Consider the following 427-nt stretch of genomic DNA (forward strand, 5'->3'; position numbering starts at 1 on the left):
GACCAGAACGAGGCGGAGCTTCGCCGCCAGTTGCAGGGCACCGGCGTCAGCGTCACCCGTAGCGGCGACCAGATCATCCTCAACATGCCGTCCGACATCACCTTCAACGTTGACCAGGACGCGGTGAAGCCGGGCTTCTATCCGGTGCTGAATTCGGTCGCGCTTGTGCTGAAGAAGTTCCGCCAGACCACCGTCGACGTCTTCGGCCACACCGATTCGACTGGCGGCGACCAGCATAATTTCGATCTGTCGCAGCGCCGCGCACTGGCGGTCGCCAACTACCTGTCCGGTCAAGGCGTCGATCAGCGTCGCTTCGCCGTCACCGGTTTCGGCAAGACGCGACCCGTCGCCTCCAATGCCACGGCCGAGGGCCGGGCCCAGAACCGACGCGTCGAGATCCAGCTTTCGCCGCTCACCTGATTGTTCG

At 64.2% G+C, this 427-nt stretch carries 1 protein-coding gene; it reads left to right on the forward strand.

All coding sequences use genetic code 11. From position 1 onward, the window contains the following. Window positions 1–420: OmpA family protein (locus tag EN859_RS35445; protein ID WP_135913618.1), on the forward strand; the 420-nt coding region annotated here is incomplete at its 5' end. Window positions 421–427 lie beyond the last annotated feature (7 nt).

This window comes from Mesorhizobium sp. M00.F.Ca.ET.216.01.1.1 (assembly GCF_004010325.2).
Lineage (GTDB): Bacteria > Pseudomonadota > Alphaproteobacteria > Rhizobiales > Rhizobiaceae > Mesorhizobium.